This window comes from Rhizobium viscosum (assembly GCF_014873945.1).
GTDB lineage: Bacteria > Pseudomonadota > Alphaproteobacteria > Rhizobiales > Rhizobiaceae > Rhizobium > Rhizobium viscosum.
In genome coordinates this window covers 2600142-2625819 of sequence record NZ_JADBEC010000001.1, presented here as the reverse complement: position 1 = coordinate 2625819, position 25678 = coordinate 2600142, and the positions used below count along the sequence as shown (strand labels likewise).

Below are 25678 nucleotides of genomic sequence, written 5' to 3'. Positions count from 1 at the left end.
CACGATTTAAAGGAGGAGCGACAATGAGCTTGATGGATGACGACAAGCCGCAGAAGAAGGCCGCACACGAGATCGGTTCCGATCTCTCTCTGCTTTCGGTGGACGAACTGAAGGCGCGCGTGGAACTCTTGAAAACCGAGATCGCGCGGCTCGAAGCCGAAGCCACCAAGAAGGCTTCCGGCCGAATTGCCGCAGAAAGCCTTTTCCGATCATAAGACTGTGAACGAGCAACTATTGCTTCGAAATTACTTTCACCAAGTCTTAAATTGGGACGACATTAATAAAAAATTAAGCTTTATAAGATATTACTCATGCTGTTCAGATCCTTCTGGACCTCAGACAGTTTTCCAAGCGGTGAATTGGTCTGATTTTTCTCCCTGTTTTACCTTGAGAGCCGCTTTTGCGGCTCTTCTTTTTGCGCTGCCTTAGACCTTTCCACGAAACTGTGGAGATTAACCTTTTCTTAAGAAACGGCTTGCGCATCTAGGCTAAAGATACCATCTTAAAATCACAAAGACCGGCTTGGGAAACTTTTCCCGGGAACCCGGCGTTACCTGATAGTAGATGCGTGCAACAGGGATTCTTTAGATGTCGGAACTTGGATTGAACACAATCAGTTTTGCGGGCCGCGCTGCCGCATCCTCGCAGTTTAAGACGCTGTATGCAGAGGGCATGTCGCTGGTCGAAGAAACCGCATCCTACCTCGACGGCCAGGGCCGCGCAGCCTCCAAGGTGCTGCCGCGCATGGCCTCGGTCCTTTACGCAGCTGAATCGATGCGCCTGACCACGCGCCTCATGCAGATGGCTTCCTGGCTGCTCCTGCAGCGCGCCGTCAACAATGGCGAAATGTCCCGCGATCAGGTTCTGGCCGAGAAGAACAAGGTTCGCCTCGATGGCTTCAACGTCGACCGCAATGCTCCGGGCTGGGGCGACCTGCCGGAATCATTCCGCGACCTCGTCGAACGTTCGCTCCGTCTGCAGAACCGCATCGCCTTGCTTGACCGCGAAATCTATCGCCCGACGGAAGCTGCGATCGTTCCGGACAATCAGAACAGCGTCCAGGCTCAGCTTTCCCTGCTGCAGACGGCCTTCGGCAACAACTGATCTGGCATCATAGAATTTCATGAAACCGGCTGCGGCAACGCGGCCGGTTTTTTATTTGCGCGCCGGTACAGACCCCAAAATAAAAAAAGCCCGGCACAAGGGCCGGGCTTTTGAATAATCCGCCAAGCGGAAGCGAATTAGAGGCCGAGGCCACCGAAACGCTTGTTGAACTTCGAAACACGGCCGCCGCGGTCCATGAGCTGCTGGTTGCCGCCGGTCCAAGCCGGGTGCGACTTGGAGTCGATTTCGAGGTTCATGACAGCGCCTTCAGAACCCCAGGTCGAGCGGGTTTCGTACTCGGTGCCATCGGTCATGACTACCTTGATGACGTGGTAGTCGGGATGGATGCCTTCCTTCATGACAATCTTCCTGCGATGCCGGGTCCAATTTGCCGCAGACAGTTGCGGCGGAAGAACCGATTGAATAAATGAAGCCGCAGTCGTGAAGGCTACGGCTTCCCATTAGGATGCGGTGCCTATACATGAAGGGCGCCGGGATAACAAGGGCCAAGGAGCCGCAATACGCGGTCTTTGAGGGCGATCGGAGACGATTTGGCAGAGCAGGCAGAGCTTGGGGAAAAGAAGTCGCGTTCGCTAAGGCCGCTCGGCAGGTTGACACCTTATGTGACCCGCTACCGCGGTATGGTCGCTGGCGCGCTGATTGCGCTGGCACTGGCCGCCGTCACCTCACTCGCCATACCGCTTGCCGTCCGCCGCATGATCGACCACGGCTTCACGCAGGCCGACGGCACGTTCATCAACAGCTATTTCGCAATGCTGATGGTCATGGCCATCGTGCTCGCCGTTGCCAGTGCGCTCCGCTACTATTTCGTCATCACAATTGGCGAGCGCATCGTTTCGGATCTGCGCCGCGATGTCTTCTCGCATGTCACGCGACTGTCGCCCTCCTTCTTCGACGTCAACCAATCGGGCGAGATCGTCTCGCGGCTGACGGCCGATACCACCCAGATCAAATCCGCCGTCGGCGCCACCGCTTCCGTGGCGCTTCGCAACCTGATCCTCTGTATCGGCGCGCTCGGCATGATGATCGTGACCTCGCCAAAGCTTTCGAGCCTCGTCATCGTTGCCATTCCTGTGATCGTCTTTCCGCTGGTCGCCGGCGGCCGCTCGGTGCGCAAGCGTTCCCGAGCGGCGCAGGATACGCTTGCAGAGGCTTCCGCCTTCGCCAGTGAGACGATCGCCGCTACCCGCACCGTGCAGGCCTTCAACGCCGAAACCGCCGCAGCGGACCGCTACGGCTCGGCTGTCGAATCCGCCTATCAAGCCGCGCGTTCCGCCGTCTCCTCCCGCGCCCTGCTGACGGGCATCGCCATCACCCTGATCTTCGGCAGCGTGGTCGCCGTTCTCTGGTTTGGCGCCCATAGTGTCCTCGCCGGCACGCTTTCGGCCGGCACGCTCGGCCAGTTTCTGCTCTATGCGGTCATCGCGGCTGGCTCGCTCGGTGCACTCTCGGAAGTCTGGGGCGAGCTTTCGCAGGCAGCAGGTGCAGCTGACCGCCTGACAGAGCTTCTCGACGAGGTGTCGCCGATCGCCGCCCCCGTAAATCCGCAGCCGCTCCCCTCGCCCGCCCAGGGTCGTGTGAAATTCGATGGCGTGCACTTCGCCTATCCGTCTCGTCCAGGCAAGTCGGCCCTGCACGGGCTGGATTTCACGGTCCTGCCAGGAGAAACGGTAGCGATCGTCGGTGCATCCGGCGCAGGCAAGAGCACGGTCTTTTCGCTCCTGCTGCGCTTCTACGATCCGCAACAGGGTAGCGTGAAGATCGACGGCGTCGACGCCTCCCAGGCGGACCCGGACGCCTTGCGCCAGCGCCTGGCTATCGTGCCGCAGGATGTGACCATCTTCGCCGCCTCGATCCACGACAACATCGCTTTCGGTGTTCAAAGCGCCACACACGAGCAGGTACGCGTCGCCGCGATCGCGGCCCAAGCCGACGAATTCATCAATCGGCTGGACAAGGGCTACGATACGCAGGTCGGCGAACGCGGCGTCACGCTGTCTGGTGGCCAACGCCAGCGCATCGCCATCGCGCGCGCGATCCTGAAGAACGCGCCCATTCTGCTTCTGGACGAGGCCACCTCGGCCCTCGATGCGGAGAGCGAAACGCTCGTACAGAAGGCGTTGGATGGGCTTATGCAAGGGCGCACCACACTGGTCATTGCCCACCGCCTCGCCACCGTGCTGAAAGCCGACCGCATTCTCGTCATGGATCAGGGCCACGTCGTCGAAGAAGGCACGCATCAGAGCCTGATCCGTCATGGCGGCATTTATGCGAAACTCGCTCGGCTGCAATTCGATGCGGCCAACGAGGATGTCCTGGCGGCCGTCAAGTAGGCTATCTCATGTCGAATAGCGACTAAAGTCTGATCGACGGATCTCCCGTAGGCAGTTGCCTTTACGGCAACCTGCCCTAACCTCCCTGTGCCCGAGGTAGGGGTTTTGCTGTTGAAATCAGTGGGAGGAGATTCGGATGGCGCTTTCTAGAATTACCCGTCGCATGTGCCTGGCGCTCGGCCTTGGCCTGTTCGCAGCGGCCACAGGCACAGCCGCATCGGCCCAGGCTTTTCCCGACCGTTCCATAACGATGATCGTGCCCTTTGCCGCCGGTGGTTCAACCGATGTCGTCGCCCGTATCGTCGCGCAGAAAATGTCCGAGGATCTCGGCCAGCAGGTCATCGTGCAGAATGTTGCGGGGGCCGGCGGCAATCTTGGCGCTGGCAATGTCGCGCGTGCCGCGCCGGACGGATATACGATCCTGATGGGCACGGTCGCCACGCACGCGCTCAATCCCCTGATCCTGAAATCGACGCCCTATGATGCCGAGAAGGATTTCGCGCCGATCTCGTTGCTCGTGATTGTCCCTAACGTGCTGGCCGTCAATCCGGAACTGCCCGCAAAGAACGTGCAGGAACTGATCGCGCTGTTGAAAGCCGATCCGGACAAATATAGCTACGCCTCATCCGGCAACGGCACGCCGCTGCATCTTTCCGGCGAACTTTTTAAAAGCATGGCGGGCGTCGACATGCAGCATATTCCCTATAAAGGCGCTGGACCGGCACTGAATGACGTCATCGGCAACCAGGTACCGATCATGTTCGACAACCTGCCCTCGTCGTCGAGTCACATCAAGGCCGGCACGCTGCGAGCTCTGGCCGTAACAACCGCCGAACGCGCGTCATCCTTCCCTGATATTCCGACCATCGCGGAATCCGGTATCCCGGGATACGAGACCTACACGTGGAACGCGCTCTTTGCGCCGGCCAATACGCCGGCCGATGCGATCACCCGCCTCAATACCTCCGCCAACAAGGCGCTGACCGATCCGGCCGTTGCCGAGCGGATGAAAGAATTCAGCGCAAAAATCGTCGGCTCCACGCCGGAAGAACTCGGCGCCCATGTGAAGGCCGAGCTTGCGAAATGGAAACCGGTCGTGGAGGGCGCCCATATCCAGATGGAGTGACCGCAACGGGAGGGGACAGCATGCCATCAGCCCCTTCTCTCGCGCCCGATCCAACCGGCGGCAATTGGACGCCATGCAATTGAATTCTAATTAAGGTAGTGGAAAAGCTGGCAGTTCTGGGCTAGCTTTCGGACGGCTGATGCATGATTTCAGCTTACCAGGAGGGATCCATGTACAGATTTGAAGTTTACAAGGATAAGGCCGGTGAATTCCGCTTCCGCTTCAAGGCGTCGAACGGCGAGACCATGTTCTCGTCCGAAGGCTACAAGGCGAAGGCATCCGCAATGAACGCCATCGAATCCATCAAGAAGAATTCGCCTGGCGCTGACGTAGTGGATCAGACAAAGGCGGAAGCCTGACTGGAAGCGGAGGCGGCATCAGTCGCCTCCAGCACTCTCCGCTCAGCGTATTTTTCGCACGCATTTCCATATGATCGATTTTTTCGACAGCAAATGTCGAAATGAAGACGACTGAGACCTCATTGTTTCGGAACGGCTTGACGCCGCGCCACCGGGGCATTGCAGCATGGGCGAATTCGGCCTTAGATGCTGTCTGCCCGGTCAACGCCCCCAGAGGATCAGGAGTTTCCGATGCAATACGCACTTATCATCCGTGAATCCGCAGAAGACTTCGTCCGCCGCAGCGACCCCGCTTACCGCGACGGCTGGACGGCCTATACCAAGGCACTGGTGCAGGCCGGGATCTTGACTGCCGGTGCCGGCCTGACCCCGCCTGAGACAGGCACGATCGTGCGCCGCAAGGGCGAGAACCATGATGTACAGGATGGCCCCTACCCGGAAGGCAAGGAATCGCTCGGCGGCTTCTACGTGATCGACGTGCCCGATCTCGATACGGCGCTCGAATGGGCCACGCGCGTTCCCGTCTCCGAACAGGGCTCGGTGGAGATACGGCCCCGGCTGCAGGTCGCGTGAGGCCGTTGTGACATCTGATGCGGGCCGTGCCGCCGAGAGAGTGGCACGGCAATCCTACGGCAAGCTCATCGCCTTCCTTGCTGCTCGCTCCCGCGATGTTCCGGCGGCGGAGGACGCCCTGTCTGATGCGCTGGCGGCGGCGTTGCGGGTCTGGCCCGAGCGCGGCATTCCCGACAATCCCGAGGGCTGGCTGCTCACCGCAGCCCGCCGCAACCTTATACAGGCTGCCCGCCATCAAGCTGTCCGCGACAATGCCAGAGAAACGATTACGCTGGCCATCGAGGAGGCCGAGGAGCGCATGAACGATGCGCAAAACGCCGACTTTTCCGATGAACGGCTGAAGCTGCTTTTTGCCTGCACGCATCCGGCGATCGATCAGTCCGTTCACACGCCGCTGATGCTTCAGACTGTGCTCGGCATTGATGCGAAGACAATCGCACAAGCCTTCATAGTCTTGCCGGATGCCATGAGCCAGCGCCTAGTGCGAGCCAAGGTCAAGATCCGCGATGCCGGCATTCCCTTCGCCATTCCCGAGCGGCAGATCCTGACGGAACGGCTGGCAGATGTCCTCTCGGCAATCTATGCTGCCTACGGGCTCGGCTGGGATGGTCTCGATGGTGAAGGAGACAGTCGCACGGGCCTGACCGATGAAGCGATCTGGCTTGGCCGCGCACTCATGACCATCCTGCCCGACGAGCCGGAGGCCATCGGGCTGCTCTCGCTGATGCTTTATTGCGAGGCGAGAAAACACGCACGGCGTGATGTCGATAGCGCCTACGTACCGCTTGAGGAACAGGATACCGGCCTCTGGAACGAAATCATGATGGCGGAAGCTGACGCGTTGCTGCGCAAGGCGGGCACCTACGACCGCTTCGGTCCGTTCCAGTGCCAGGCAGCGATCCAGTCCGTCCACGCTACGCGCCGCCGGACAGGCACGACGGATTGGAAGGCGCTCATTACCCTCTACCGGGCACTCGTCGCGATGAAACCGACACTCGGCTCGAACGTCAGCCATGCCGCCGTCATCGGCAGAGTGGACGGCCCGGCCCTGGCCATCGCCCTGCTGGATGAGTTGGAACAACGGGGCATCGCCAATTACCAACCTTACTGGGCGGTACGGGCGCATCTGCTGGCAGATCTTGGCCAAAGTGACGCCGCGGCAGAAGCCTACAGGATGGCGATCGGCCTCAGTAACAGTCCCGCCGTCCGCACTTTCCTCACCGGCAAGCTTCAGGCCGTTATTTCTCGGTCAGCTTGAGCTCGATACGGCGATTGGTGGCGCGCGCCTCCGGCGTATCGCCCGGTGCAATCGGCTGGAATTCGCCAAAACCTGCCGCAACGAGCCGGTCTGCAGGCACACCCTGCGCGATCAGGAACTTCACGACCGAAATCGCGCGGGCGGATGAAAGCTCCCAGTTGTCGCGGTAGCGGCCTGAGCCTGAGAGAGCAACATTGTCGGTATGGCCATCGACGCGCAGCACCCAGTTGATTTCGGGCGGGATTTCCTTGGCGAGGTCAAGCAGCGCCGCGGCAAGCTTTGCCATTTCTGCCTGGCCATCCGGATTGAGGTCGGCACCGCCGGACGGGAACAGCACTTCAGACTGGAAGACGAAACGGTCGCCGACGACGCGGATGTTCTCGCGATCGGACAGGATTTCGCGCAGGCGCCCGAAGAAGTCCGACCGGTAGCGGTTGAGTTCCTGCACGCGCGCAGCCAGTGCCACGTTCAGACGGCGGCCGAGATCGGCGATCTTCGTCTGCGACGTCTGATCCTTCTCCTCGGAAGCCTGCAGCGCTGCCTCGACAGCAGCGATCTGGCTGCGGAGCGCCGCGATCTGTTGGTTGAGAAGCTCGACCTGGCTGAGGGCACGGTCGCTCACCTGCTTCTGCTCATCGAGCTGTTGCGTCAGCGTTCCGATCTGCTGCTTTGCCGCATCCTGGCCGCCGGCACCGGCGCTGAGAAGCGCCTGCAAGCGCGTACGCTCGCCCTCGGCACTCGCAAGCGACGCCTGCAGATTGGCGACCGAATCCTGAAGATCCTGATTGCTGCCCTTCTCGAGCGCCAGCAACTGCGTGAGCTCATTGATCTGGCTGTTCAGACGCGTCAGCACCTCGTCACGGCCGCTGATTTCGCGGCTGAGAATGAACTGGCCGACAACGAAAACCGTGAGGATGAACATGATGGCGATGAGCAGCGTCGACAAGGCGTCGACGAAACCCGGCCAGTAGTCGACCGCGCGCTGATGGCGACGGTTGCGGGCAAGAGGCATGGTTTACTTGCCCTCGCTCTTTTCGACCTGGCCGGACCGCTCACGCGCTCTGTCGCTGCCGCGGTCTTGTACGCCGATGCGTTCAGCCAGACGATCGAGCGTGCGGCGCATCGCCTTTGCCTCGTCCTGCTGGACCTCGATCCAGTCGCGCAGCATCTGCTGCTCGTTGCGCATGTTCTTGACGAGGCCCTGGATGCCTTCGGCAAGGCTTGCCATGGCGGCGACCGATCGCTGGCTGGACGGGCCGTCCCCTTCGGCTACCTTTCGCAGATATTCCGACAGTGCCTTCATATCTTCCGACGAGCCGGCGGAAACGCCGTCAAGCGCCGGCACCGGAATGTCGGAGCCGACATCGGTAACGGAGGAAAGCCAATTTTCCAGCTCCGTATAGAAACGGTTCTGCGCACGTCCGGCCTGCAGATCGAGGAAGCCGAGGATCAGCGAACCCGAAAGACCGAGCAGCGAGGACGAGAAAGCCTGGCCCATGCCGGAAAGCGGCATCGCAAGCCCTTCCTTCAGCGTCGAAAGCACATCGCCGGTACCATTCGAGCCGGCATCGAGCGACTGGATGACAGAGCTGATCGAGCCGATCGTGCCGATAAGGCCCCAGAAGGTGCCGAGCAGGCCGAGAAAGACGAGCAGGCCGATGAGATAGCGGGAAACGTCACGTGATTCGTCGAGACGGTTGGCAATTGAATCCAGAATGGAGCGCAGCGCGGTGGTCGACAATGCAACCCCGGACTTGCCTCGATTTCCGATCAGCGCCCGCATCGGCGCGAGCAGCCGCGGATTGCGGTTTACCTTGTCGGCACTGCCGGCAGCGCGGAAGGAATTGAACCAGCGTACTTCCGGGCGAAGCGACAATACATGATTGAAAACGAGAATGATTCCAACGGCAAGAACGCCGACGATGAGACCGTTGAGACCCGGATTATGCATGAAGGCGGTCTGTGTTTGCCGGAACAGGATCGCCGCTATGAAACCCACAATGATAAGGAACAACACCATCGTCCAGAAGAACGACATGGGACTGGAAAGCTTGTAGGCGTAGCCACCGGCCGTCTTCTCGGTGGAGCCGAACTCGGCCGCATTCACATTTTCCATAGATTCCTCGGCCTCCGGATTCATTGCAGCCGGAGACTAGATCAACATTGTGCCGAATTGAAGTATGCGCCGCCGAAAAGCGGGACTTTACAACAGCCTGTTTCCAATACCCATCAGCGGGTCGGGACGGGCCGCTTGACGACTTCCATCAGGGCCTTCTGGATGTGCTCGTTACCTGCAACGATCGAGCCCGTCTCCAGGATCGAGGTGCCGCCGTCCCAATCGGTCGCAAAACCGCCGGCTTCACGGATGAGCAGAATGCCGGCAGCCATGTCCCACGGCGACAGTGCCGTTTCCCAGAAGCCGTCGAAACGACCGGCGGCCACATAGGCAAGATCGAGCGAGACGGCGCCCATGCGGCGAATGCCGGCGACCTCACCCATAACATGGCGCAGCTCGATTAGGAACCTGCCGTGATTGCCGCGGCCAAGATGCGGCACGCCGCAGCCGATGACGCTGTCGGAAAGCACCCGGCGCGAGGCGACGCGCAGCCGGCGATCGTTGAGGAACGCGCCGCCACCACGCTCAGCAGTGTAAAGCTCGTCCGTTGCCGGATTGAAGACCACGCCTGCGACGATCTCATTGTTGCGCTCGAGCGCGATCGAAACCGCGAAAGCCGGAATACCATGCAGGAAGTTGGTCGTGCCGTCGAGCGGGTCGACGATCCAACGGTGCGCACCGTCGGTACCCTTGATCTCTTCGCTCTCTTCGCCGAGGAAGCCATAGGTCGGACGCGCCTTGAGAAGTTCTTCCTTGACGATCCTCTCGGCCTTGCGGTCGGCATTCGAAACGAAGTCGCCCGGCCCCTTCACAGATACCTGCAGGTTCTGCACTTCCCCGAAATCACGCCCCAGCGACTTGCCTGCCTTGATGGCAGCCTGAACCATGACATTGAGAAGAGCTGAACGGGCCATGTGGGCATTTTCCTTGGATAATACGGGACGCGCTGTCAGGGGCGGGATATGTCCCTGAACGCCGGAAGCGACAGCGCTGCATAGATTGGCGGCCTCAAGACCACAAAATCAGGGAAATTTCAAGGGGAATGCCGCATGGCAGGGTTGCAGCACGAAAGGATAGTTCCCAAATTATTCTGGACAGATCAGTCTGGAAACTTTATTGAGGCATCATGGCGAGGCACAAGGAATTCGATCGCGACACCGCACTCAAGGCAGCCATCTCCGTGTTCACCGAACACGGCTACGAGGGCACGTCGACGGATGCGCTGCTGTCGGCCATGAAGATCAGCCGGCAAAGCATGTACGATACTTTCGGCGACAAACGCAGTCTCTATCTGGCAGCGCTCGATCGCTACAACAGCGATAGTGTATCGGAGCTGCTGGCCGACCTACAGCGCGATATAACGCCGTTGAAAGCGCTGGAAGAAACGCTGATCGCCTTTGCTTCCCGCCCGGAGGCCGAAGCCGGCCGTGGCTGCCTCGGCGTGAGCGCCGTATGCGAGTTCGGACGCACGGATCGCGAAGTCTCGGCCTTGACCGACAAGGCAGGCCGCCGGCTTTCCGCCGGCATACAGGCGATCCTTGAGGAAAGCCGGAAGCGAGGCGAGATCGCAGGCGATGTCGATACCGCCGATGCCGTCCAGTTTCTCGGCTCGACACTGTCGGGCATGAAAGTCAGCGCCCGTAACGGCGCCTCCTCGGAAATCCTGCGCGGCATCGCCCGCCTCGCCATCCGAAGCCTCCGCTAGACTACAGGCACACCTAAACCCGATCTCGCATACCCGATTCCAGACTAAACAGTCCAAAAAGAAAGGAAGTCACAATGTCCCAACCACTTTCCGGCAAGATCGCTCTCGTCACTGGCGGCTCGCGCGGCATCGGCGCTGCAATCGTGCGCCGCCTCAGTAGCGACGGCGCGACCGTCGCATTCACCTACGCTGCTTCGGGCGACCGTGCGAAGGCCATCGTCGAAGACATCGACGCGAAGGGCGGCAAGGCGCTGGCGATCAATGCCGATAGCGCTGATCCGAAGGCCGTTCAGGATGCGGTCGAACAGACGATCTCAGCATTCGGCACCATCGATATCCTCGTCAACAGTGCCGGGATCCTTTTGCTGAACCCGGTCGAGGATTTTCCCCTCGAGGATTTCGACCGCATGTTCGCGGTCAATGTCCGTGCCGTCTTTGCCGGCACGCAGGCGGCTGCACGCCATATGAAGGCAGGCGGCCGCATCATCACCATCGGCAGCATTGTCGCCGAGCGGAGCGGCTTCCCGACCTCTTCGGTCTATGCCATGACCAAGGGTGCGGTCGCGGCCATGACGCGCGGCCTTGCCCGCGATCTCGGCCCGCGCGGCATCACCGTCAACAACATCCAGCCAGGCCCGACTGCGACGGACATGAACTCGAACGAAGCCAGCCATGAGATACTGAAACAGTTGATGGCGCTCGGCCGCATGGGCGAGGACAAGGAAATCGCAAGCTTCGCCGCCTATCTCGCCAGCCCCGAAGCCTCCTTCATCACCGGCGCCAGCCTGACGATCGACGGCGGTTATCTCGCCTGATGCCTTAAAAACGGACGGCGGCACAAATGCGCCGCCGTTCCATTGGTTCAGCATTGGAGGTTCAAGATTTCTGTTGTGTAATCAGCACTTCGCGGGCGATCTGGTCGAGCGACAGGATACGGTCGACGCCGCCCTTGGCGATAGCTTCCTTCGGCATGCCGAAGACAACCGAACTCGCCTCGTCCTGGGCAACGGTGTAGGCGCCGGCCTGATGCATTTCCAGCATTCCGCGCGCACCGTCATCCCCCATTCCGGTCATGATGATGCCCATCGCGTTTGAGCCGGCCGAACGGGCAGCGGAACGGAAGAGAACATCGACGGACGGGCGGTGACGGGAAACCAGTGGCCCCGGCTTGACGGACACATAATAACGCGCGCCCTGACGCTCCAGCAGCATATGCTTGTCGCCCGGCGCAATCAGCACATGACCGCGCAACACAGGATCGCCGTCGGCCGCCTCCTTGACCTCGACTTCACAAAGGCCGTTGAGGCGCTTGGCGAATGCTGCGGTGAACTTCTCCGGCATGTGCTGGACGATGACCATGCCCGGTGCATTGGCCGGCAGCGCCTCCAGAAATTCGCGCAGGGCTTCCGTTCCGCCCGTCGAAGCGCCGACGCAGACGACCATTTCCGTCGTCTTCGCCATTGCCCGACCGGTCGGCGGCGGCAGCATCGCATCGGCCGTCAGCTTCTTGGCTGGCCCTTCTGCCGAAGCCGAGCGGATGCTGCCTGCAGCGCGGCGCATATTGGTAAGCCGCGCATGCGAGGCGCTCTTGACCACTTCGCGGATGCGCATGGCGTCATCGGCCAGGCTATCTGCCGCACCGATCTTGGATTTCAGGATGACGTCGACGGCACCTGCCTCAAGCGCCTGAAGCAGAGTTTCCGAACCCGCTTCCGTCAGTGAGGAGCACATGACCACCGGGATCGGCCGCTGCGACATGAGTTTGCGCAAGAAGGTGATCCCATCCATGCGCGGCATCTCGACATCGAGGGTGATGACGTCAGGGATCTCTTCCTGGATCTTGCGTGCCGCCATGAACGGGTCGGAAGCCACGGCCATGACTTCGATTTCCGGGTCTTCTTCCAGAACCCGTGTCAGCGTCTGCCGGACACTGGCGGAATCGTCGATGATGAGGACGCGGACTTTTTTGGCCATAGTATCCTCTCAAATGCGCTGGAACACCGTATTCGAAACCTGCTTCAAGGGAAGGTCGAAGCCGGTGATCGATTCTGAGTGACCGATAAACATGTAACCGCCCTTCGCGAGGCAATTGCAGAGACGGGTGAGCACCCCGGCCTGCGTCTGCTTGTCGAAGTAGATCAGCACGTTGCGGCAAAAGATCAGGTGCATCATGTCGCCGATAGGATACTTCTCATCCATCAGGTTCATGCGGGCGAAGCCGACACGGCTGCGCAGCTTCGGCGAGATGCGAACCTCGCGGCGACCCTGCTGTTTGGCAACCATAACATATTTCTTCTGCAGGTCGCGCGGCACCGGAGCGATCAGATCTTCCGCATAAATACCTTTGCGCGCTGTCTGCAGCACATCGGTGGAGAGATCGGTCGCCAGCACATTGTAGGAGACATCGCTGCGGTTCTCGACGAACTCGGCCAGCACCATGGCCATCGTATAGGGCTCTGCACCCGTCGAGCAGGCAGAACTCCATGTGCGGATCGTCCGCAGGCCGCTGTCGGCGAGCGTCGGGAGGGCGACCATCTGCATATATTCGAAATGCTTGGCTTCCCGGAAGAAGTCGGTCTTGTTGGTCGTCACGACGTCGATCAGGTAGACGGTCTCCTGCTCGAGACCATCCTCGTTGAACAGGAAATCACAATAATCGTCGAAGCTTGCATGGCGCGTGGCGCGCAGACGCCGGCGCAGCCGGCCTTCCAGCATCGTCAGCTTCGTCGGCGGCATTTTGATGCCGCTATAGTCATAGATGAACCGTGCCAGCTTGTCGAAATTACGCTTGCTGATCCTGTCACCCGGCAATTGGGTTTCTACCGCTGCCATACTCATAAAACGCGACGCTCCGAACAGGTCTTGAGGGCCTCAGGCGGCCGATTGCAGGACAGTGGCATCCTCGCGCGACAGAAGCCGGGCAAGGTCGACGATGACGACGAAGCCGTTCTCGCGGCGCACGACACCGGCAATGTAATCCGACCGCCAGCGTACGCCGATATCGGGTGCGGACTCGATCTGATCGCGACGGAAGGGCGTCACTTCGAAAACGCGGTCGGCAACGAGGCCGAGCGTCAGAAGGCGATTTTCCATCGGAACGTCGAGAACCAGCACGCGCGTATGCGGCGTCGGTACTGTCTTTGACATGCCGAGCTTCAGGCGCAGATCGATCGTCGGGACGCCCTGGCCGCGCACGTCGCGCAGGCCGAGCAGATAGTCGGGGCCATTCGGAATCTTGAATGCTTCCGCATAGTCGAGGATTTCGCGCACCACCTCCACCGGAACGGCGAAGATCTCCTCGCCGAGGCTGAAGGTCACGAATTGGGCTTCCAGAGATGTTGTTGCCATGATCAACCGCTTTCCTTGGATTCGGGCGCCCCCATTATCGGAGACGCCTGTTAACATATTGAAAGGACCCGGATGCTCAGGCGCTTTCCTTGAACTCGGCATCCCCGTCATCAGGGCCACCCATCGACATATCCAGGGCAAAGCCCTTGGCGCGTGCCTGCTGGGCAGCAACCGTATTGGCAGCCGTGGTCTTCTTGCCGACCGGCTTGCGGCCTCCGGTCGGGGCCGGCGTGCGGACGCTGACCTTGGCAGCCGGAGCACGCGACAGGCGGTTGCCGGCCATGTCCACCTTGAAGAAGGCGATCGAGGCCTGCAGTTCCTCAGCCTGCGTGGCGAGTTCTTCGGAGGTCGCCGACATCTCTTCGGAAGCGCCGGCATTCTGCTGCGTCACCTTGTCGAGCTGCTGGATCGCTTCGTTGATCTGGGCTGCACCAATATCCTGCTCGCGGCAGGCGGCGCTGATCTCGGAGACCAGTTCGGCCGTCTTGCGGATGTCAGGAACCAGGCGACCCAGCATGTCGCCAGCTTCCTGCGCTGCCTTTACCGTATCGCCGGACATCGCACCGATCTCAGCGGCTGCCGACTGGCTGCGCTCTGCGAGCTTGCGCACTTCCGAGGCGACGACCGCAAAGCCCTTGCCGTGTTCGCCGGCACGCGCGGCTTCGACGGCAGCGTTCAGGGCGAGCAGATCGGTCTGGCGGGCGATTTCCTGAACGATGCCGATCTTCTCGGCAATCGTGCGCATTGCCTGAACAGCACGCGAGACCGCTTCACCCGAAACTTCGGCATCCTTGGCGGACTGGCGGGCGATCTTTTCGGTCTGGGCGGCGTTGTCGGCATTCTGCTTGATGTTTGAGGCCATCTCTTCCATCGAAGCGGAGGCCTCTTCAGCCGAAGCCGCCTGTTCGGTCGCGCCCTGCGAGACCTGCTCGGAGCTGGCCGACAGTTCCTGGCTGCCGGACGAGACGTTTTCCGCAGCCGCGATTGCGTCCGCAACGACACCACGCAGGCGCTCCACCATCTGCTCAAGAGCGATGCCCAGCGTATCTTTCTCCGACAGAGGCTTCGGAGACACGGTAAGGTCGCCGTTCGAGATCTGGTTGGCGATCTGCGCGGTATTGCGCAGGTTGCCGGTCATCCTCGTCATGGAATTGACTAGGTCGCGGATCTCGTCATTGCTCTTGTGCTCAATATCCTGTTCGAGATCGCCGATGCTGACGGCATCCGCGAGCTGGACTGCGCGCTTGAGGCCTCGGGAGATATTGAGCAGGATCCAGATGGCAGCAGCGGAGGATACGATGATCAGACCGATCGTCATCATCACGAGCATATTGCGCGACTGCGCATACTGGTCGTTGGTGGCGGCGTCGGTTTCGGCGACATTGCCAGTCACGGTGTCGTTCAGCTTGGTGAGAATGCCAAGAAGCTGGGTCGTTACCACTTGGCCTTCGCCCATCGAAATGACGCCGGCCTGGGTGTTGGATTCGGTGGTGTTCTGCTTGGCGAGATCGGCAACGCGATCCTGCAGCGCCGTCCACTTGCCGTAGAGGTCGCCGAACTGAGCCATGCCATTCCTGATGTCAGGGTCTTCCGAAGCGGCAAGGCGAGCCTGCAGTGTCTTGATCTGCTCGCGCTGCTGCGAGATCTCATCAACATAGCCGCCGATCTTGGTCGCATCGGTATTGATGATCGCATCCTTTTCGGCGCGGATGGAACGCATCACAGCATCGGAGAGATCACCGGAATCGCGCAGATTGGCGACCGGACCGGCAACCATGACCGAGATGTCGCTATTCAGCGACGAGAGATTGTAGATCGAAAGACCAGCCATGGCGCAGGTCAGGAGAACGATGAAACCGAACACCAGGCCCAGTTTGAGTTTGATCGTGAAGCGCATTCCAAGACCCCTTCAGGACTGCAGCGGATATCCCGCGAAATGACACATTGTGCCGCCGTAAAAACGCTTCATGCGTTGCCGGCCGAGCCGGTGTGCCCCGGCGCTTCCATGCGCCGGCCGTAACGGGGCCGCTGTTGCCGCGGCCCCAATGTCTGTCCGTCGGGAAGCGCCTACGCGCTTTCCCGGAAATCATCATCCGCCGTGTCCGGCCCGCCCATGGACATATCCAGGGCGAAACCCTTGGCACGGGCTTGCTGAGCGGCAATACCGTTGGCGGGACCCGCCTTGACGGCCGGCTTGCGGGCTGCGGATGGAGCCGGGCTGCGTGTGGTCACCTTGGCGGCCGGTGCGCGACCCTGACGACCACCTGTCGCCATTGCCTTGCCACCCGCCGTATCCACTTTGAAGAAGGCGATGGACGTCTGCAGTTCCTCGGCCTGGGCAGCGAGCTCTTCCGACGTCGCAGACATCTGCTCGGAAGCACCCGCATTCTGCTGAGTGACCTTGTCGAGCTGCTGGATCGCCTCGTTGATCTGCGACGCACCGACATCCTGCTCGCGGCATGCAGAGCTGATCTCCGCCACGAGTTCCGCCGTCTTTCTGATATCAGGAACCAGGCGGCCGAGCATATCACCGGCTTCCTGGGCGGCCGTGACGGTATCGCTCGACATGGCGCTGATTTCCGCTGCCGCCGACTGGCTGCGCTCGGCAAGCTTGCGCACTTCCGAAGCCACGACTGCAAAACCCTTGCCGTGTTCGCCGGCACGAGCCGCTTCCACAGCGGCATTCAGCGCGAGAAGGTCAGTCTGGCGGGCGATTTCCTGAACGATGCTGATCTTCTGGGCGATCGTACGCATGGCCTCGACGGCACGGGAAACGGCATTTCCGCTCATCTCCGCATCCTTGGCGGACTGGCGGGCGATCTTTTCCGTCTGGGCAGCGTTATCGGCATTCTGCTTGATGTTGGCAGCCATCTCCTCCATCGAGGAGGAGGCTTCCTCGGCCGACGAAGCCTGCTCGGTGGCGCCCTGCGACACCTGCTCCGAGCTCGCCGAAAGCTCCTGGCTGCCGGCCGAAACATTCTCGGCTGCCGCAATTGCGTCCGCGACGACATCGCGCAAGCGCTCCACCATCTGTTCGAGCGCGGTGCCGAGTGTGTCCTTGGCCGAGAGCGCCTTCGGAGAAACAGTCAGGTCGCCCGCGGCAATCTGCGTGGCAATGTCGGCGGTGGCACGAAGATTAGCGACCATGCTTTGCATCGCGATGCCGAGCGTATCCTTGGCCGAAAGCGGCTTCACCTCGACCGAGAGGTCGCCTTCAGCGATCTGGTTGGCAACGTCTGCAGTAGCGCGCAGGTTGTTCACCATGCCGAGCATGGCAATACCGAGCGTATCCTTGTCGGAGAGCGGCTTCGGTGTAACGCTGAGGTCACCGTTCGAAATCTCGTTTGCGATGTCAGCGGTATTGCGCAGATTATCTGTCATGACGTTGATCGTGTTCACCAGATCCTTGATCTCGTCATTGCTCTTGATCTCGACCTTCTGGTTCAGATCGCCGATGGCGACAGCGCTGGCGACATTCATGATCTTGCGCAAGCCACTGTTGATGCCGAGCGCGATCCACAGTGCGGCGGCGAAAGCGATGACAGAAGCGCCGACAGCCATGCCGATCAGCAGGTTTCTGGTGTTGCCGTAGAGAATTTCCGTGTCGTCGTCGGCCCGGGTCATCGACTTCTGCTGAAGCGCCACAAGCGTCGCAAAGACGTCTTCCAGTTCTGTGACGATGACCCGAACCTCTCCACCGGAATAAGCCGTGGCCCCTGCCCTGTCGCCACTTTGCTGGATCAAGGCGACTTTGTTGGAACCTTCCACGAAACGTTTGCTGAGCTCGACCAGTCTGTCCCACGTGGGCTTGCCTTCGGCTGTTGCGAGCTGCTGGCCGCCTGTCGCGAATGTGAGCAATTCATCCATGCTCTTCGCCGAGTTTTCGTAGTGTTTCCTGGCTGCTTCAGGATCCATTTCCAAAAGGGCGTTCTTCTGCCACCTGATGGCATCGAGCTCGGCAGCTTTGGCTTCCAGAGCCAATTCCAGTCTTTTTGAAGGACCTGCGATCAGGTTGCCGACGGCTTCGTTCAGCGAGCTGAGGCTGATAATTCCAAAGACTGCACTACCCACTAGTAACAATATGACGAAGCCGAACGCGGCTGCGAGCTTGAGCTTGATCGTGATACGCATCGCAATACCCCTATTTGAAAGCGACGGAATAAATTTGAACCGGTGGTTTCCTTGGCGCGGCATCACGCAGCAAAAACATTCCGGCAGGCGAAGACAGTTACGAAGAATTGCGATCTTACGTCCGGCGTTCCTGGGCACCGGAAGCTTATGTCAGGGGCCGCCTAGCCCCTGACAGGATTGGAGGGAGAAAGCGCTCAGGCGCTTTCCTTGAACTCGGCATCCCCGTCATCAGGACCACCCATCGACATATCCAAGGCAAAGCCCTTGGCGCGTGCCTGCTGGGCGGCGACCGAATTGGCAGCCGTGGTCTTCTTGCCGACCGGCTTGCGGCCTCCGGTCGGAGCCGGCGTGCGGACACTGACCTTGGCAGCCGGAGCGCGGGACAGGCGGTTGCCGGCCATGTCCACCTTGAAGAAGGCGATCGAGGCCTGCAGCTCTTCAGCCTGCGTGGCGAGTTCTTCGGAGGTCGCCGACATCTCTTCGGAAGCGCCGGCATTCTGCTGCGTCACCTTGTCGAGCTGCTGGATCGCTTCGTTGATCTGGGCTGCACCAATATCCTGCTCGCGGCAGGCGGCGCTGATCTCGGAGACCAGTTCGGCCGTCTTGCGGATGTCAGGAACCAGGCGACCCAGCATGTCGCCGGCTTCCTGCGCTGCCTTTACCGTATCGCCGGACATCGCACTGATCTCAGCGGCTGCCGACTGGCTGCGCTCTGCGAGCTTGCGCACTTCCGAGGCGACGACCGCAAAGCCCTTGCCGTGTTCGCCGGCACGCGCGGCTTCGACGGCAGCGTTCAGGGCGAGCAGATCGGTCTGGCGGGCGATTTCCTGAACGATGCCGATCTTCTCGGCAATCGTGCGCATTGCCTGAACAGCACGCGAGACCGCTTCACCCGAAACTTCGGCATCCTTGGCGGACTGGCGGGCGATCTTTTCGGTCTGGGCGGCGTTGTCGGCATTCTGCTTGATGTTTGAGGCCATCTCTTCCATCGAAGCGGAGGCCTCTTCAGCCGAAGCTGCCTGTTCGGTTGCTCCCTGCGAGACCTGCTCGGAGCTGGCCGACAGTTCCTGGCTGCCGGACGAGACGTTTTCAGCTGCGGCGATCGCATCGGCGACGACACCACGCAAGCGCTCGACCATCTGCTCCAGAGCGATGCCCAGCGTATCCTTTTCGGACAGAGGCTTCGGAGACACGGTAAGGTCGCCATTCGAGATGAGGTCGGCCACTTCAGCCGTTGTGCGCAGGTTCGTCACCATGCTGCGCATCGCGATGCCGAGAACGTCCTTGTCCGACAGCGGCTTCGCATCGACCGACAGGTCGCCCATGGCGATCTTGTCGGCGAGCTCAGCCGTATTCCGTAGATTGGCGGTCATAACGTTGACGGTATCGATCAGATCCTTGATCTCGTCATTGGTCTTGACAGCGACATTCTGGTCGAGGTCGCCGATCGAAACAGCCTTGGCGACAGTCGCGATCTTCTTGAGACCGTTGCTGATGCCGAACGTGATCCAGAGGGCAGCGGCCAGCGCGATCAACACCGCAATACCCGATGCAATACTGAGGATTAGCTTTGTGGAATTATAAAGATCGTCGTTGGCTTGATCAGTCGCCTTCATGCCCTTGCGCTGGATTTCGACGAGGGCCGCAATTGCTTCACCCATATCGCTCGTCATGTCACGCAGTTCGCCAAGCGAGAGAGCCTGGGCGCCGGCCTGGTCGCCCTTGGCGTCAAGCTGCTGAAGTTCAGCGGACTTCTCACGGAATTTCGCACCAATGCCCTGCAACTTCTCCCAATAGGGCTTGCCCTCCGGTGAAGCGATTTTGTGGCCCTCGTCGACGGACTCAAGCATGGCCTGCAGGTTCTGATCGGCCTCCTTGTAGAATCCATCGGTCGTCTGCGGATCGGTCGAAAGCAGCGCGTTTTTCTGCGCGCGAATGGCGTTGACTTCGGCCACATTGGCTGTCAGCGCGAGTTCAAGACGGCGTACCGGACCGTCGATCATCGCACCACTGGCATTATTCAGAGAGCCGAGGCTCATGCTGCCGTAAACGGCGATGCCGACTAACAAGAGGGTCATCAGGCCGAAGGCAAGACCCAGTTTCAGTTTAATGGTGAAGCGCATTTGAATACTTCCTTGAAGGAGATCGACAGAGCTGGGTGCATTACTCGACGTTCAGGCATGGGTCGTCATTCTGCCGTTTTTGGCAGCATGCATCGCGGACATGTTCAATTACTGGAGACCATCGTCGCTTGCTCCGCATGTCCGTTGTTCGGACCCTCCCGGAGCTCACAATCGGCTTGCAAAACCGCAGCGCGTCTGACTGCGGAAGATCCCACCTTTTCGGAGGAAAACCCGATGCTCCGCCTGCCTCTTAAAGCTGGCCGGCGGACATCTGCCGATCGATACCAACGCATACACACGTTGGGCATTTCCCTAAGCCGCGGGCCACAGGTCCGCAGCAGTGTTCATTTCGGCGAAGCGCTCAAGCGCTTTCGCGAAAATCGTCGTCGCCGGCGTCGGGGCCACCCATCGACATATCTAGGGCAAAGCCCTTGGCACGTGCCTGCTGAGCGGAGACTGTCTGGCCGTGATTGTGGCTCTGCGTAGCCGGAGCCGGCTTGCGTTGGGCGGCGGCCGGAGCCTTGACCACCTTGGCGGCCGTCTTTGCAGCGGCCTTCCGTACGCCGGCACGGGTCGCGCCTGCCGTATCGACCTTGAAGAAGGCGATTGAAGCCTGCAGTTCCTCGGCCTGAGCAGCAAGCTCTTCCGAAGTAGCCGACATTTCTTCCGAAGCACCGGCATTCTGCTGGGTCACTTTGTCGAGCTGCTGGATCGCCTCATTGATCTGCGAGGCGCCGATATCCTGTTCGCGGCAGGCGGCACTGATCTCGGAGACCAGTTCGGCAGTCTTGCGGATATCGGGAACCAGGCGGCCGAGCATTTCGCCGGCATCGCGGGCGGCCTTGACCGTATCGCTCGACATGGAGGAGATCTCCGCGGCCGCCGACTGGCTGCGCTCTGCCAACTTGCGGACTTCGGATGCGACCACCGCAAAACCCTTGCCGTGTTCGCCGGCACGAGCAGCCTCGACAGCGGCATTCAGCGCGAGCAGGTCGGTCTGACGCGCGATTTCCTGAACGATGCCGATCTTCTCGGCGATCGTGCGCATCGCATCGACGGCGCGGTTGACGGCATCGCCGGAAGCTTCCGCGTCCTTGGCGGACTGGCGGGCGATCTTTTCGGTCTGGGCGGCATTGTCGGCATTCTGCTTGATGTTGGCTGCCATCTCTTCCATCGAAGCGGAAGCCTCTTCAGCCGAAGCCGCCTGTTCGGTCGCGCCCTGCGAGACCTGCTCGGAGCTGGCCGAGAGTTCCTGGCTGCCCGAAGAAACGTTGTCGGCGGCAGACAAGGCGTCGGCGACGACGCCGCGCAGGCGTTCGATCATGACATTGACGTTGCCGAGTAGTTCGCCGATTTCGTCATGCGTGGTGATTTCGGCCATCTTCGTCAGGTCGCCTTCGGCAACTTCGCGGACAACGGTGTTGGCGCGGCTGAGACCCTTGCTGATGGTATTCGCGATCCAGAAGGCAGTGAGGCCAGCAATCAGCAACGCTACGGCGGCAACCGCAATCATCGTCGTGCGCGTCGTGGCATACTGCTGATCGGCGCTATCATCGGCTTCCTTCATGCGCTGTTTTTCGAGCGTCAGAATTTCATCGAGTGTGGCGTCGATATCGTTGGCCGCCTGGCGAGCCGTCGTGACCGAGACATTGTTGGCGCCGTCCATATTGCCGTCCTTGATGAAAGTTCGGATCTGGTCGTCGGCCTGATTGAATGCCTTGGAGAGTTCGGCAACTCGCTCCCAACGCGCCTTGCCTTGCTCGGTCGCAAGCTTCGTCACGGCAGCGAAGGCATCGGCGAAGTCCTTGCGAGCCTTGTTGCCCTTTTCGATCGCACCGGAAGCGTCGTCGGCATTGCGTGCCGTCAGGAGGTTCTTCTGCTGGCGGATGGCTTCGAGCTGGGCGATATTGATCTGTTGCGCCAGGTCAAGGCGCGCAGCGGGACCGGCAAGAAGGTTACCGATCGTGTCGTTCAGCGAGCCGAGGCTGAAAATGCCGTAGGCGGCGGTGCCCATGAGCATGAGAATGATAAAGGTGAACGCTGTCACCAGCTTTGTCTTGATCGTCAATCGCATCGTCTTAACCCCTCAGTGATTGGCCCCCGGCTAATTGACGGCCCCCGCCGTCTCATGCCTCGATGAGAAAATCGCCTGCAAATTCGGGAGGATGATGAACTCACCACCCCTCTTGACCAGGCAGTTGATATAATCCGCGCGCCAGCGCATACCCACGCTCGGCGGCGGCTCGCTGGCGTTCTTCGTCAGCGTCGTCACCTCGTTCACCTTGTCGGTACGGATGCCGACGAGTGTCTGCTCCCCCTGCAGATCGACCTCGATGACGATGATGCGGCTGTCTATTGTCGCTTCCGAAGCCTCCATCCCGAAGGCGAGGCGAAGATCGGCAAGCGGAATGACCTTGCCGCGGAAATTGATGACGCTGGCAACGAAAGGCTGGGCGCCCGGTACCGCGGTCTCGGGAAGCAGATCCAGGATTTCCTGTACGATGACTGCTTCCAGAGCGAAGGTTTCGCCATTGAGATCGAAGGTCAGAACCTCGACTTCTTCAGCGTAATTCCAGTGCTTGTCGAATTTTTCGGCTGTTGCTGTGCTCATCCTGCCACGCGCAATTGCGCCTCCTGTTGCTGACCCGCGGCAACGAGGTGCCCGACGTCAAGAATGAGAGCGACGCTGCCGTCGCCAAGAATGGTGGCGCCGGAGAAGGTCGCCACATCGTTGTGCAGTTTCGACATCGACTTGATGACCGTCTGATGGTCGCCGATGATCTGATCGACCACCAGACCGACACGTTCGGTGCCTGTCGAGATGACGACCACCTTCTGATGCACGTCCGGCTTGGTGCCAGTTCGGAAGAGATCGCGCAGCCTGAGGAACGGCACCAGACTGTCGCGCAGCGAGATGAAGCTGCGCCCACGTGAGCGGAGATCTTCTTCCAGCGACAGTTCGAGGCATTCCTCGACCGCCGAGAGCGGGATGACGTAACGGCCGGAACCCACTCGCACCAGCAGACCGTCGATGATGGCGAGCGTCAGCGGAATGCGGAGAGAAACCTCCGAGCCTTGTCCGGGCAGGCTGACGATATCGATCGTGCCGCGCAGTGCCTCGACAGTCTTCTTGACGACGTCCATGCCGACACCGCGACCGGAGAGGTTGGTAATCGCTGCCGCGGTAGAGAAGCCCGGCGCAAAGATGAGCTGCAGCAGTTCCTGATCGGAAAGCGGCTGGCCGGGCGCGATGAGGCCCGAGGATTCCGCTTTGGCGCGAACGCGGTCACGGTTGATGCCACGGCCGTCATCCTTGATGGAGATGATGACCTCGCCGCCGGACTGGTGGGCAGCAAGCGTCACCGTGCCGGCTTCTATCTTGCCGGCGCCAAGGCGTTCGGCCGGCGGCTCGAGACCGTGGTCTATCGAATTGCGAACCAGGTGAACCAGCGGATCGGCAAGACGCTCGATGACGGTCTTGTCGACTTCGGTGGTTTCGCCCTCGGTGACGAGTTCAATGACCTTGCCGGTCTCACGTGCAAGATCGTGGACGAGGCGGCGGAAGCGCGAGAAGAGCGTTCCGACCGGCACCATGCGCAGCACCATCATCGTGTCGCGCAGCTCGCCGGAGAGACGTTCGATTTCTTCCGAAACCGAGCGCAGCGCAATATCCGAACTGGAGCTTGCCAGCTGACTAAGCCGTGACTGGGCAATGACGAGTTCGCCGACGCGGTCCATCAGTTCGTCCAGGCGTTCTGCCGGAACGCGGACGTTTTCCTGCGCCTTCGCCTGGGCTGCCACCTGAGCGGGGGCAGCCGCTTCGCGCTTCACCGGAACCGCCTCGACGGGGCGGAATTCCGGAGCAGCGGCGGGCACTGGAGCGACAGCTGCCGCTGCAACCGCGGCAGGAGCTACGTCTTTCTTTGTCTCGGCCGGCGCGGTCTGCGGACCGGCGATTTCCTGAACGTCGAGTTCCATGTCATCCATCACGAAGATGAAGACGTCGTCGATGGCGGAACGGTCTTGTTCGCTCGTCAGAACGACGTCCCAGGAAACGTAAAGCTCTGTCGGAACCATATCGTTAAGCGGCGGAATGCCCAATGTGTTTGCGCGGATCGTGCATTCGCCGAGATCGCGCAATTCATCCAGAAGGCCAAGCGGGTTGGTGCCGTTGGCCATGGAATTCGCCGGCAGGCTGAAACGGATGCGCCAGGTCCTTTTCTTCTTGGCGGGAGCGGCGACGGCAGGTGCTGCAGCGACAGGCGCCGTGACCTCTTTGGCCTCCGCCTTACCGCCGACGGCGGCCTGGAGCTGGGCAAGCAGCTTGTGGCCGGTATCGCCGTGGTCGGCATCAGGCTGTTCGACGAGGGCGCGCATATGATCCTGCGCGGCAAGAACGGCGGCGACGAGCTCGGCGGTCGCCGGGACCTCGCCCTTGCGAACACGATCAAAGGCCGTTTCGCAATGGTGAGTGAAAGCGGCAAGCGCCTCGAAGCCGAACATCGCACCCGAGCCCTTCAACGTATGAAGGCCGCGGAACACGGCGTCGACGAGGTCCTTGTTTTCGAGGTCGTGGTTGAGGTCGAGAAGGCCGGCTTCGATCGCCTCGAGGCATTCGGCCGCTTCGGTACGGAATACTGCGACTGGATCAAGCGAGCTCATCTGCCAAGAACCTTCTTCACGATCTTAACGAGACTTTCCGGATCGAACGGCTTGGTGAGCCAGCCGGTGGCACCGGCGGCCTTGGCACGGGCCTTGAGATCCGCGTCGGATTCCGTCGTCAGGAAGATGATCGGCACGCCGGCCTGGGCGGGCAGCTTCCGCAACTCTTCGATCATTGTCAGCCCGTCCATGACAGGCATGTTGAGGTCGGTGACGATCAGGTCGAAATTGCCGCTCTTGGCCGTTGCCAGACCCTCGGCCCCGTTGACGGCTTCAGTGACCGTGTAACCGGCATTGGTCAGCGTGACCTTGGTGGTCAGCCGGATGCTGGCGGAATCGTCGACGGTCAGGATGTTTGCGCTCATAACGTCACCTCTTTATGCAACCAGAACTTCTGGTCTTCTTGATCGAAGGCTTCCATAAATCCGGCGCGCTCAAGGAGCTTGAGAAGCGAGCCGCTGGCCGGAGTTGAAAGGGTAAAAGTCTTGCCTTCTGCCTTGGCCTGACGGCGGGCGGCTTCTATGAGCTGGAGAAAACTCAGATCCGCTTCCGCGTTTTCGGGAAGACTTAAGGCAATACTATTATTGCCGCGAAAATGATCAATAATATTCGCATATACTTCCGAAGCATTACGAATGCTCAGAGCTTCCGGAAGGGATATAGATTCGAAATATTTTGCCTGAGTATCCAATGCAGCCTCCATGGTCGGAGAAATACTTAACGACCATAAAAGGACTCTCATGACAGGCTTAACAGCGCGTAAACAGCGGTTGTAGGAAAGTGCAATTGCCGCGAGTCCGGACTCCCTGAATTCTCATC

24 protein-coding genes are annotated in these 25678 nt (G+C 60.4%); 9 read left to right on the top strand and 15 right to left on the bottom strand.

What is annotated here, in order from left to right; all coding sequences use genetic code 11:
* Positions 1 to 23: 23 nt before the first annotated feature.
* Complete coding sequence (locus tag H4W29_RS12885) at positions 24 to 215, top strand: DUF1192 domain-containing protein (RefSeq protein WP_192729249.1); 192 nt, start codon at positions 24 to 26, stop codon at positions 213 to 215.
* A gap of 373 nt (positions 216 to 588) precedes the next feature.
* A complete protein-coding gene (gene rcdA / locus H4W29_RS12880; RefSeq protein ID WP_007826528.1) occupies positions 589 to 1104 on the top strand; it encodes a protease adaptor protein RcdA in 516 nt (171 codons plus the stop codon).
* A gap of 137 nt (positions 1105 to 1241) precedes the next feature.
* Here the strand turns inward: rcdA and rpmE are convergent, their stop codons facing one another.
* Complete coding sequence (rpmE, locus tag H4W29_RS12875) at positions 1242 to 1463, bottom strand: 50S ribosomal protein L31 (protein ID WP_007826526.1); 222 nt, start codon at positions 1461 to 1463, stop codon at positions 1242 to 1244.
* A 192-nt stretch (positions 1464 to 1655) separates the two neighbouring features.
* On the opposite strand from rpmE, the gene H4W29_RS12870 reads away from it, so the two are divergent.
* The 5 genes from H4W29_RS12870 (at position 1656) to H4W29_RS12850 (ending at position 6774) form a co-directional block, all read left to right on the top strand.
* Positions 1656 to 3458, top strand: a complete 1803-nt coding sequence (locus H4W29_RS12870; RefSeq protein WP_192729248.1) for an ABC transporter transmembrane domain-containing protein — start codon at positions 1656 to 1658, stop codon at positions 3456 to 3458.
* A 136-nt stretch (positions 3459 to 3594) separates the two neighbouring features.
* A complete protein-coding gene (locus H4W29_RS12865; RefSeq protein ID WP_192729247.1) occupies positions 3595 to 4584 on the top strand; it encodes a Bug family tripartite tricarboxylate transporter substrate binding protein in 990 nt (329 codons plus the stop codon).
* A 170-nt stretch (positions 4585 to 4754) separates the two neighbouring features.
* The gene (locus H4W29_RS12860) at positions 4755 to 4943 is read left to right on the top strand and encodes a YegP family protein (protein WP_192729246.1); all 189 of its coding nucleotides are present in this window, start codon (positions 4755 to 4757) and stop codon (positions 4941 to 4943) included.
* A gap of 231 nt (positions 4944 to 5174) precedes the next feature.
* Positions 5175 to 5516, top strand: a complete 342-nt coding sequence (locus H4W29_RS12855; protein ID WP_113320878.1) for a YciI family protein — start codon at positions 5175 to 5177, stop codon at positions 5514 to 5516.
* 7 nt (positions 5517 to 5523) lie between these two features.
* The gene (locus H4W29_RS12850) at positions 5524 to 6774 is read left to right on the top strand and encodes an RNA polymerase sigma factor (protein ID WP_192729245.1); all 1251 of its coding nucleotides are present in this window, start codon (positions 5524 to 5526) and stop codon (positions 6772 to 6774) included.
* On the opposite strand, the gene H4W29_RS12845 is transcribed toward H4W29_RS12850, so the two are convergent.
* The 3 genes from H4W29_RS12845 to H4W29_RS12835 all read right to left on the bottom strand — a co-directional run bounded on the left by H4W29_RS12845 (position 6755) and on the right by H4W29_RS12835 (position 9804).
* Positions 6755 to 7786 (bottom strand): peptidoglycan -binding protein, encoded by a 1032-nt coding sequence (locus H4W29_RS12845; protein WP_192729244.1) that lies wholly within the window; start codon positions 7784 to 7786, stop codon positions 6755 to 6757. The two genes, H4W29_RS12850 and H4W29_RS12845, sit on opposite strands and share 20 nt — an antisense overlap.
* Positions 7787 to 7789: 3 nt before the next feature.
* Entirely contained in the window at positions 7790 to 8890 is a 1101-nt protein-coding gene (locus H4W29_RS12840) for a MotA/TolQ/ExbB proton channel family protein (RefSeq protein WP_192729243.1), read from the bottom strand.
* Positions 8891 to 9003: 113 nt separating this feature from the next.
* Positions 9004 to 9804, bottom strand: a complete 801-nt coding sequence (locus H4W29_RS12835) for an inositol monophosphatase family protein (protein WP_192729242.1) — start codon at positions 9802 to 9804, stop codon at positions 9004 to 9006.
* 212 nt (positions 9805 to 10016) lie between these two features.
* Here H4W29_RS12835 and H4W29_RS12830 point away from each other — a divergent pair, with 212 nt between their 5' ends.
* Both H4W29_RS12830 and H4W29_RS12825 read left to right on the top strand, forming a co-directional pair.
* Positions 10017 to 10595 (top strand): TetR/AcrR family transcriptional regulator, encoded by a 579-nt coding sequence (locus H4W29_RS12830; RefSeq protein ID WP_192729241.1) that lies wholly within the window; start codon positions 10017 to 10019, stop codon positions 10593 to 10595.
* A 74-nt stretch (positions 10596 to 10669) separates the two neighbouring features.
* Positions 10670 to 11410 carry a 3-oxoacyl-ACP reductase family protein gene (locus H4W29_RS12825; RefSeq protein ID WP_192729240.1) on the top strand — a complete coding sequence of 247 codons (741 nt, stop codon included), beginning with the start codon at positions 10670 to 10672 and terminating at the stop codon, positions 11408 to 11410.
* Between the two features lie 61 nt (positions 11411 to 11471).
* On the opposite strand, the gene H4W29_RS12820 is transcribed toward H4W29_RS12825, so the two are convergent.
* The 11 genes from H4W29_RS12820 to H4W29_RS12770 all read right to left on the bottom strand — a co-directional run bounded on the left by H4W29_RS12820 (position 11472) and on the right by H4W29_RS12770 (position 25550).
* Positions 11472 to 12569 (bottom strand): protein-glutamate methylesterase/protein-glutamine glutaminase, encoded by a 1098-nt coding sequence (locus H4W29_RS12820; protein WP_192729239.1) that lies wholly within the window; start codon positions 12567 to 12569, stop codon positions 11472 to 11474.
* 9 nt (positions 12570 to 12578) lie between these two features.
* The gene (locus H4W29_RS12815) at positions 12579 to 13433 is read right to left on the bottom strand and encodes a CheR family methyltransferase (protein WP_007826507.1); all 855 of its coding nucleotides are present in this window, start codon (positions 13431 to 13433) and stop codon (positions 12579 to 12581) included.
* Positions 13434 to 13466: 33 nt separating this feature from the next.
* Positions 13467 to 13943, bottom strand: coding sequence for a chemotaxis protein CheW (locus H4W29_RS12810; protein ID WP_113320887.1), 477 nt, complete (start codon positions 13941 to 13943; stop codon positions 13467 to 13469).
* Positions 13944 to 14019: 76 nt separating this feature from the next.
* Positions 14020 to 15840: a methyl-accepting chemotaxis protein gene (locus tag H4W29_RS12805; protein WP_192729238.1), complete on the bottom strand. Its 1821-nt coding sequence runs from the start codon at positions 15838 to 15840 to the stop codon at positions 14020 to 14022.
* Positions 15841 to 16010: 170 nt separating this feature from the next.
* Entirely contained in the window at positions 16011 to 18074 is a 2064-nt protein-coding gene (locus H4W29_RS12800) for a HAMP domain-containing methyl-accepting chemotaxis protein (RefSeq protein ID WP_192729237.1), read from the bottom strand.
* 194 nt (positions 18075 to 18268) lie between these two features.
* Positions 18269 to 20197 (bottom strand): HAMP domain-containing methyl-accepting chemotaxis protein, encoded by a 1929-nt coding sequence (locus H4W29_RS12795; protein ID WP_192729236.1) that lies wholly within the window; start codon positions 20195 to 20197, stop codon positions 18269 to 18271.
* 361 nt (positions 20198 to 20558) lie between these two features.
* Positions 20559 to 22271 carry a methyl-accepting chemotaxis protein gene (locus tag H4W29_RS12790; RefSeq protein WP_192729235.1) on the bottom strand — a complete coding sequence of 571 codons (1713 nt, stop codon included), beginning with the start codon at positions 22269 to 22271 and terminating at the stop codon, positions 20559 to 20561.
* A gap of 30 nt (positions 22272 to 22301) precedes the next feature.
* Positions 22302 to 22808, bottom strand: coding sequence for a chemotaxis protein CheW (locus H4W29_RS12785; RefSeq protein ID WP_112544062.1), 507 nt, complete (start codon positions 22806 to 22808; stop codon positions 22302 to 22304).
* Positions 22805 to 24859, bottom strand: a complete 2055-nt coding sequence (locus H4W29_RS12780) for a chemotaxis protein CheA (protein ID WP_192729234.1) — start codon at positions 24857 to 24859, stop codon at positions 22805 to 22807. The genes H4W29_RS12785 and H4W29_RS12780 overlap by 4 nt, the downstream gene beginning before the upstream one ends.
* The gene (locus H4W29_RS12775) at positions 24856 to 25224 is read right to left on the bottom strand and encodes a response regulator (protein ID WP_007826493.1); all 369 of its coding nucleotides are present in this window, start codon (positions 25222 to 25224) and stop codon (positions 24856 to 24858) included. Before H4W29_RS12775 ends, H4W29_RS12780 begins: the two co-directional genes overlap by 4 nt.
* On the bottom strand, positions 25221 to 25550 hold the full coding sequence (locus tag H4W29_RS12770; protein ID WP_192729233.1) for an STAS domain-containing protein: 330 nt from the start codon (positions 25548 to 25550) through the stop codon (positions 25221 to 25223). The genes H4W29_RS12775 and H4W29_RS12770 overlap by 4 nt, the downstream gene beginning before the upstream one ends.
* Positions 25551 to 25678 lie beyond the last annotated feature (128 nt).